At 71.4% G+C, this 7,795-nt stretch carries 9 protein-coding genes; 4 read left to right on the top strand and 5 right to left on the bottom strand.

Annotated features, from left to right (window positions below; all coding sequences use genetic code 11):
- Positions 1–166: 166 nt before the first annotated feature.
- Genes HTV45_RS24950 through HTV45_RS24940 form a run of 3 tightly spaced genes read right to left on the bottom strand, consistent with a single transcriptional unit; the run spans position 167 to position 3,416 of the window.
- Complete coding sequence (locus tag HTV45_RS24950; RefSeq protein WP_215208118.1) at positions 167–1,237, bottom strand: low specificity L-threonine aldolase; 1,071 nt, start codon at positions 1,235–1,237, stop codon at positions 167–169.
- Positions 1,234–1,980, bottom strand: a complete 747-nt coding sequence (locus tag HTV45_RS24945; RefSeq protein WP_215208104.1) for an SDR family NAD(P)-dependent oxidoreductase — start codon at positions 1,978–1,980, stop codon at positions 1,234–1,236. The genes HTV45_RS24950 and HTV45_RS24945 overlap by 4 nt, the downstream gene beginning before the upstream one ends.
- Before the next feature lie 38 nt (positions 1,981–2,018).
- Positions 2,019–3,416 (bottom strand): DUF6421 family protein, encoded by a 1,398-nt coding sequence (locus HTV45_RS24940; RefSeq protein ID WP_215208103.1) that lies wholly within the window; start codon positions 3,414–3,416, stop codon positions 2,019–2,021.
- A 254-nt stretch (positions 3,417–3,670) separates the two neighbouring features.
- On the opposite strand from HTV45_RS24940, the gene HTV45_RS24935 reads away from it, so the two are divergent.
- Entirely contained in the window at positions 3,671–4,354 is a 684-nt protein-coding gene (locus HTV45_RS24935; RefSeq protein ID WP_215208102.1) for a glycerophosphodiester phosphodiesterase family protein, read from the top strand.
- On the opposite strand, the gene HTV45_RS24930 is transcribed toward HTV45_RS24935, so the two are convergent.
- Positions 4,344–4,919 (bottom strand): GNAT family N-acetyltransferase, encoded by a 576-nt coding sequence (locus HTV45_RS24930; RefSeq protein WP_215208101.1) that lies wholly within the window; start codon positions 4,917–4,919, stop codon positions 4,344–4,346. The genes HTV45_RS24935 and HTV45_RS24930 overlap by 11 nt on opposite strands.
- Before the next feature lie 82 nt (positions 4,920–5,001).
- Between HTV45_RS24930 and HTV45_RS24925 the strand changes: the two genes are divergently transcribed.
- Together HTV45_RS24925 and HTV45_RS24920 are read left to right on the top strand one after the other, a co-directional pair.
- Positions 5,002–5,400 (top strand): VOC family protein, encoded by a 399-nt coding sequence (locus HTV45_RS24925; RefSeq protein ID WP_215208100.1) that lies wholly within the window; start codon positions 5,002–5,004, stop codon positions 5,398–5,400.
- 114 nt (positions 5,401–5,514) lie between these two features.
- Positions 5,515–6,279, top strand: a complete 765-nt coding sequence (locus HTV45_RS24920) for a VOC family protein (RefSeq protein WP_215208099.1) — start codon at positions 5,515–5,517, stop codon at positions 6,277–6,279.
- Positions 6,280–6,301: 22 nt separating this feature from the next.
- Here HTV45_RS24920 and HTV45_RS24915 read toward each other — a convergent pair whose 3' ends face one another.
- Positions 6,302–6,880 (bottom strand): MarR family winged helix-turn-helix transcriptional regulator, encoded by a 579-nt coding sequence (locus HTV45_RS24915; protein WP_215208098.1) that lies wholly within the window; start codon positions 6,878–6,880, stop codon positions 6,302–6,304.
- A gap of 343 nt (positions 6,881–7,223) precedes the next feature.
- Here HTV45_RS24915 and HTV45_RS24910 point away from each other — a divergent pair, with 343 nt between their 5' ends.
- A complete protein-coding gene (locus HTV45_RS24910) occupies positions 7,224–7,775 on the top strand; it encodes a DUF5134 domain-containing protein (protein WP_215208097.1) in 552 nt (183 codons plus the stop codon).
- Positions 7,776–7,795 lie beyond the last annotated feature (20 nt).

The following is a 7,795-nucleotide window of genomic DNA, read 5'->3' as shown; positions in this document are numbered from 1 at the left end:
GCAAGCACAGCCCGGTATCTCTGCTCGACAACCGACAACTCCACCAGAGCCAATCCCGGCCTCCTGCCACACGCCGCCACGACGTGCACAGAAAAGCCGATCACGGCCACCGTCAACCATCAGCTGGGATCGAAGTGTCAAGCATCTCCCGGGACCGGACACTCCCCTAGCGCGCCATCTCCTCCTTGAGCGCCGCCACGAAGGTGTCCACGTCGTCCTCTGTGGTGTCGAAGGCGCACATCCAGCGGACGTCGCCCGCCGCCTCGTCCCAGAAATAGAACCGGAACCGCTTCTGCAGGCGCTTGCTGACCTCGTGAGGCAGCCGCGCGAAGACGGCGTTGGCCTGCACGGGGTAGAGGATCTCCACGCCGTGGACGGCACGTACGCCCTCGGCCAGGCGCTGGGCCATCTCGCCCGCGTGCCGGGCGTTGCGCAGCCACAGGTCCCGGGCCAGCAGAGCCTCCAGCTGCACCGACACGAAGCGCATCTTGGACGCGAGCTGCATGGACAGCTTCCGCAGGTGCTTCATGTGCCGGATGCCGTCCGGGTTCAGGACGACGACCGCCTCGCCGAACAGCGCGCCGTTCTTCGTGCCGCCCAGAGAGAGCAGGTCGACGCCCGCCGCGGCGGTGAAGGTGCGCATCGGCACGTCCAGCGTGGCGGCGGCGTTGGCCAGCCGGGAGCCGTCGACGTGCACCTTCATGCCGTGCGCGTGGGCGTGCTCGCAGATGGCGCGGATCTCGTCCGGGGTGTAGACGGTACCCAGCTCGGTGGCCTGGGCTATGGACACGACCTGCGGCATCGCACGGTGCTCGTCGTCCCAGCCGTACGCCTGCCGGTCGATCAGCTCGGGGGTGAGCTTGCCGTCCGGGGTGGGCACGGTGAGCAGTTTGAGGCCTCCGACCCGCTCCGGCGCGCCGCCCTCGTCCACGTTGATGTGGGCGCTCTCGGCACAGATCACCGCACCCCAGCGGTCGACGACCGCCTGGAGCGCGACGACGTTGGCGCCGGTGCCGTTGAACACCGGGAACGCCTCGGCCGTGGGGCCGAAATGGCTGCGGATCACCTGCTGGAGGTTCTCCGTGTACGCGTCCTCGCCGTACGCGACCTGATGCCCGCCGTTGGCCACGGCCAGGGCTGCGAGCACCTCCGGATGGACTCCGGCGTAGTTGTCGCTGGCGAAACCGCGGACGTCCGGGTCGTGATGACGACGCGCGTCGGTCCTCGGCGGATTCACGGCTTCTCGGTCAGCCACAGACGGTTTCCGTTCACTTCCGCGGCGGGCTTGTCCCAGACTCCGACGATGGCCTCGGCCAGGTCCTTGACGTCCGTGAAGCCCGCGAACTTCGCGTTGGGGCGGTCGGCGCGCATCGCGTCGTGCACCAGCGCCTTCACCACCAGGATCGCAGCAGCCGACGTCGGCCCCCGCTCACCCCCCGCCTTGCGGAAGTAGTCGGCCATGGCGAGGGTCCACGCCTCGGCGGCGGCCTTGCCGGCCGCGTACGCGGCGTTGCCCGCGGTCGGCCTGGTGGCGCCGGCGGCGCTGATCAGGACGTAGCGGCCGCGGTCGCTGCGCTGGAGCGCCTCGTGGAAGGCGAGGCTGGTGTGCTGCACGGTACGCACCAGCAGCAGCTCCAGGAAGTCCCAGTCGTCCAGGCTGGTCTTGGTGAAGGTCTCGCTGCCGCGCCAGCCGCCGACGAGGTGGACCAGGCCGTCGACCCGGCCGAACTCCTTCTCGGTGCGGGCGGCCCACTCGCGGGTGGAGTCCGGATCCAGCAGGTCGACCGTGTCACCGGTGACGGTGGCGCCGCCGTGCGCGTAGCGCGCCGCGTCGACCGCTTCCGCCAGCCGCTCCGGGTCGTTGTCGGAGCCGACGACCGTCGCCCCCGCCTCGGCCAGCCTGAGCAGTGCCGCACGTCCCGCGGGTCCTCCCGCGCCGGCCACCGCGATCACCGCACCGTCGAGCGCCCCGTTCCCCATGATTCTCGCCTCCTGAGCAGTGTTGTGAACGAGATCGCTCACGCGGCGACCCGCTCGGCGCTGTCCGCGGTGATACCCCTGGTCGAGGCGATCACGTTCTTCAGCTTCTTGGACAGTGCCTCATAGAACATGCTCAGCGGAAACTCGTCCGGAAGCACGTCATCCACGAGTTTCCGCGGCGGCAGCGTCAGGTCGAGGGCGTCGGGACCCTTGGCCCACTTGGAGCCCGGGTGCGGGGAGAGGTAGGTGGAGACCAGCTCGTACCCGGCGAACCAGTGGACGATCTTGGGGCGGTCGATGCCGTCGCGGTACAGCGTCTCGATCTCGGCGCACAGCTGGTTGGTGACCCGCGGGGCGCGCTCCCAGTCGATGGACAGCTTGTTGTCGGTCCAGCGGACGACATCGTGTTTGTGCAGGTAGGCGAAGAGCAGCTGGCCGCCGAGGCCGTCGTAGTTCCGCTTGCGCTCACCGGTGACGGGGAAGCGGAACATCCGGTCGAAGAGCACCGCGACCTGTACGTCACGGGCCTGCGGGACGCCCTCGCCGGCGAGCTTCACGGCCTCCTTGAAGGCGGTGAGGTCGCAGCGCAGCTCCTCCAGGCCGTACATCCAGAACGGCTGGCGCTGCTTGATCATGAACGGGTCGAACGGCAGGTCGCCGTGGCTGTGGGTGCGGTCGTGGACCATGTCCCAGAGCACGAAGGCCTCCTCGCACCGCTTCTGGTCGTGCACCATGGCGGCGACGTCCTCGGGCAGTTCGAGTCCCAGGATGTCGACGGCGGCCTCGGTGACGCGGCGGAAGCGGGCGGCCTCGCGGTCGCAGAAGATGCCGCCCCAGGTGAAGCGCTCGGGCGCCTGGCGCACGGCGATGGTCTCGGGGAAGAGCACCGCGGAGTTGGTGTCGTAGCCCGAGGTGAAGTCCTCGAAGGTGATGCCGCAGAACAGCGGGTTGTCGTAGCGCGTGCGCTCGAGTTCGGCCAGCCAGTCGGGCCAGACCATGCGCAGCACGACCGCTTCGAGATTGCGGTCGGGGTTGCCGTTCTGCGTGTACATCGGAAAGACGACCAGGTGCTGGAGGCCGTCCGCGCGGCCCGCGGCGGGCTGGAAGGCCAGCAGCGAGTCGAGGAAGTCGGGCACCTCGAAGCCGCCCTCGGCCCAGCGGCCCAGGTCCTTGGCCAGCGCCTCATGGTAGGCCCGGTCGTGCGGCAGCAGCGGGGAGAGCTCCTCCACGGCGCCGATCACGGTCCGCACGGCCTGCTCGGCGTCCGCGCGGGCCGGGGCCCCGTCGGCGTCGAGATCGATCGACCCGTCCTTGGACTGCCAGGGCCTGATCCGCTCCACGGCATCCTTGAGCACAGGCCACGCCGGGTGCTCGACCACCCTGGTCACCGAAGAAACCTGCCCCTCGGCACCCACCTGCACAAGAATTTCCGTCATGCCCCATCCTCCACGGGAGAAACTAGCGTCTAGAGACCGTATACACAGAGGGATTCTCTCAGCAAGGGGCACCTCCGGAAAATATCCTGCCCCACCCCCGGCTTCGCCGCATTTTTTCCTGTGCGGTACCCCACCGAGCGACGCTCTGTGCGAGTCGATGTTCAGCCTCTGGACGCGGCGGGCAGAGGCGATACGGTCCAGGAGGGCCGTAGGGACGCGGCCCCCCGCCGCCGTCGACGGAAGCGAGTCGTCTCTTGAACTTCCTCACCATCGGTCACCGCGGAGTCATGGGTGTCGAACCCGAGAACACCCTCCGGTCCTTCGTCGCCGCGCAGGAGGCGGGTCTCGACGTCATCGAGCTCGATCTGCATCTGAGCAAGGACGGCGCGCTCGTCGTCATGCACGACAGGGAAGTGGACCGCACGACGGACGGCACCGGCGCCATCGCCGACAAGACACTCGCCGAACTGCGCGCCCTGGACGCCGGACGCGGTGAGCGCGTCCCGCTCTTCGAAGAGGTTCTGGACACCGTCCGAACCCCGCTCCAGGCCGAGATCAAGGACATCACCGCGGCCAGGGCGCTGGCCGCGGTGATGAACGAGCGGGGTCTGGCCGGCCGGGTCGAGGTCGCCTCGTTCCACGACGAGGCGCTCACCGAGATCGCCCGGCTGGTCCCCGGGGTGCGCACGGCCCTGGTCGCCGGCCGCTACGGCACCGACGTCGTGGACCGGGCGGTCGCGGCAGGAGCCTCGACCGTCTGCCTCAACATCCGCCGGCTCACGCTGGAGATCGTGGAGGGGGCACGGAAGGCGGACCTCACCGTCCTCGGCTGGGTGGTCAACACCCAGGATCACCTCAGACTCGTCCGCGCATTCGGACTCGACGGGGCGACCACCGACTACCCGGAGATCAAACGCACCGGCCGCTTCACCGCGTGACCTGCCCCGCGCCGCGCTGCCGTGGGGCCAGCTCCTTGACCAGCAGCTCGAACTGCAGATCGTCGCGCTGCGGGATCCCGAAGCGCTCGTCGCCGTACGGGAAGGGCGTCATCCTTCCCGTACGGCGGTAGCCTCGCCGCTCGTACCAGGCGATCAGGTCCTGCCGTACGGAGATCACGGTCATGTGCATCTCCTGCACGCCCCAGGTCTCGTGGACCCGGCGCTCCGCCTCGGCGATGATCGCCCTGCCGAGTCCCGCCCCCTGGAGCACCGGGCTGACCGCGAACATGCCGAAGTAGGCGTGCGGGCCACGGTGTTCGAGCTGGCAGCAGGCGACGATCCGGCCCTCGCGCTCCACCGTCAGCAGCGTGCTGTCCGGCGACTTGATGACCTCGAGCACCCCCTCCGGGTCGGTCCGCTGTCCCTGGAGGATGTCCGCCTCGGTGGTCCACCCGGCCCGGCTGGAATCCCCCCGGTACGCCGACTCGATCAGCACGACGAGCGCGTCCACATCGGCGTCGGTGGCGTCGCGGTAGGTCAGTGCGGAGTCGGTGGTGGATTCCATGGCCGGTCCCCTGGTTCGTGTGCGCCGCTTCGGGCGTGGTTCGGACGGGGACGAGATTAACCCGGGCACTACGCTCGGCCACATGGTGCATGTACTGAGCGGCCGTGTCCTGCTCCGCCCCACCGATCCCGACCGGTCCCGTGCCTTCTACGGCGAACAGCTCGGTCTCGCCGTCCACCGCGAGTTCGGTACCGGCCCGGAGCGCGGCACCGTCTACTTCCTCGGCGGCGGGTTCCTGGAACTCTCGGGCCGCTCCGGCTCCTCCCCGGCCGCGTCCCCGGACGTGCGGCTGTGGCTCCAGGTCGAGGACGTCGCGGCGGCGCACGGGGAGCTGGCGGCCAAGGGCGTGGACATCGTCCGCCCGCCGGTGCGGGAGCCGTGGGGACTGATCGAGATGTGGATCGCGGACCCGGACGGAACCCCGGTCGTCCTCGTCGAGGTCCCGGCCGGCCACCCGCTTCGGTACCGGCCGGGGATCTGAGCCCGGCCGGCCGGTCCGGGCCGCGCTCCCCGCCGCCGAGCGCCGGCCGCCGTCGCCCCGGATGGCCGGGCCCGGGGGCTGGGCTTAGCGTGCTGGAGGGACGGAAGGAGCGCCATGAGACTGTCCGCGCCGGTGACCGGCGGACCCTGCTGGACCGAACTGGGAACCACCGACCTGGAGTCCGCGAAACGGTTCTACACCCGGCTGTTCGGCTGGCGTCCCGAAACGGACCAGCGGCAGGAGGCGGGCGGCTACACGGTCGCGCACCTCGGGGACGCGCCGGTGGCCGCCCTGACGCCGCTGTACCAGGAGTCCCAGCCGGTCGCCTGGAACGTGTCGTTCGCGGTGACCGACTCCGACGCCGCTCTGCGCGCCGTGCGCACGGCGGGCGGGCAGCCGCTGCTCGGCTCCATGGACGTGTTCGACGTGGGCCGGTTCGCGGTGGCCGCCGATCCCACCGGCGCCGTCTTCCAGCTGTGGCAGGCGGGCACCTTCGCGGGTGCCGGAGTGTTCAACGTGCCCGGGTCGCTGGGCTGGGTGGAACTGCTGACTCGCGCGCCGCGGGAGGCGGTGTCCTTCTACACCACCGTGTTCGGCTGGACCGTGGACCCGTCCCTCCGCTCCCCCCAGTGGGCCGTCGACGGAGCGGCCTTCGGGGGCATGGTGGCGATGGACGACAAGTTCCCGCACGAGGTGCCGGCGCACTGGTTGCCCTACTTCGCCGTCGACGACGTGGACGCGGCGGCGGCGACGGCCACCACGGTGGGAGGCACGGTGCTGATGGAACCCGTCTCGCACCCGGACGGTCCGCGTATCGCGGTGCTCCGGGACCCGCAGGGAGCGATGTTCGGCGTGTACCGCGCGGCGGACGAGAAGTGAGCGCCGTCCACCCGCCGCGCCGTCAGGCACGCAGTGCGCCCAGGCGCCCTTCCAGCTGACCCAGCAGTTCCCCGAGCAGGGCGGCGAGCTCGCCGAGTTCCGGGCTGTCCAGGCCGGACAGTACGGCGTTCTCGTAGGCGAGCTGCGCGGGCAGGATGCCGTCGACCGTGTCGCGTCCGGCGTCGGTGAGGCGGACGTGGGCCACCCGGCGGTCGCGGGTGTCACCGCGGCGCTCCACCAGCCCCCGCTCGCTGAGGTGCTTGAGGCGTTTGGTGACGGCCGCGCCCGAGGAGAAGGTCTCCCGGGCCAGCTCGCTCGGCGTCAGCTCGTGTCCGGTGCGGCGCAGCGCGCCGAGCAGGTCGAACTCCGCCCGGGACAGTCCTGCCCGGCGCATCGGGGCGTCCTCCGCCTGCTGCAGGAGGGCGGCGCAGCGGTTGATGCGGCCGATGACCTCCATGGGGCCGGTGTCCAGGTCGGGATGGACGGCCCGCCACTGCCGGACGACGGCGGCGACGGTGTCACCCCGCCGCCCGGACGGCGCCCCGCCGGTGCCCCGGGGCCCCTCGTCGCCGGTCGCCGATGGTCCTTCGGTCGCCGTCATGGCCGTACGTCCTCCGTGTCCGTGCTCGCGCCGGGGAGCGGCCCCCTGCGTCGTACCGTCGCCGCGAGCGTACGGTGTCCCGCCTGCCCGGCGAGCACGACCCGCTCCCCGGCCGGCCGAGCCGGCCGGGGAGCGGTGGCCGGAACGGCGCGTGGGAGACGCCGGGCGGAGAGGGCGCTGCCCGTGGAGGACAGAGCCGACGGCTGCTTCGCTGGTGAAGCACGGGCCCTGACCTGCCTCGCTCCCCCGAACACTCCCCACGCACCCCTGTGCGCCCGCGTGCCCGCCGCCGCGGGCGGGCATCCCCTGACCGACCGCCGTACGGGGTCGAGGGGGGATTCGCGTGCACGGACCGGCATCGTCCGGCTGGCTGCTGGTCGCGCTTTGCGCGGCGACCGGCGCCTACTGTCTGCTGCGCATGCGCAGCCGCGTGGAGGAGCAGCGCCGTGCCGCGGGCGGCGAGGCGCTGATGGGGTTCGGCATGGCCGTGATGGCCGTACCCGCGACGGCGTTCGCCCCGCCCGCCTGGGCCTGGCCGGCCCAGGCGGCGGTCTTCGGCGCGGCGGGGCTGCACGCGCTGTGGGCGGCCCGCGCGGGCACGCGTCACCTGCACCATCTGATAGGGGCGGGGGCGATGGTGTACATGGCCGCGGCCATGGCCGTCTCCCCGGGAAGCGCGCATCGGCACGGCGGCTCGGGCATCCCTGCGCTGACCGGCGCCCTGCTGCTCTACTTCGTGGCGTACGTGCTGGTGACGGGGGTTCGCCTGGTGCCCGCGACCGCCGCCGTGCCGGGGGCCGGCCCGGTCCTCGGCTGGGGCGACCGGCCGGAGCTGGCCCGGGCCTGCCGGCTGTCCATGGCGATCGCCATGGTCGCGATGCTGCTCACGATGTGAGCGCCGCACCGGCCGGTACG

The sequence above is a fragment of the Streptomyces sp. CHD11 genome, assembly GCF_018638295.1.
Lineage (GTDB): Bacteria > Actinomycetota > Actinomycetes > Streptomycetales > Streptomycetaceae > Streptomyces.
This window is presented reverse-complemented; position numbering and strand designations above follow the sequence as displayed.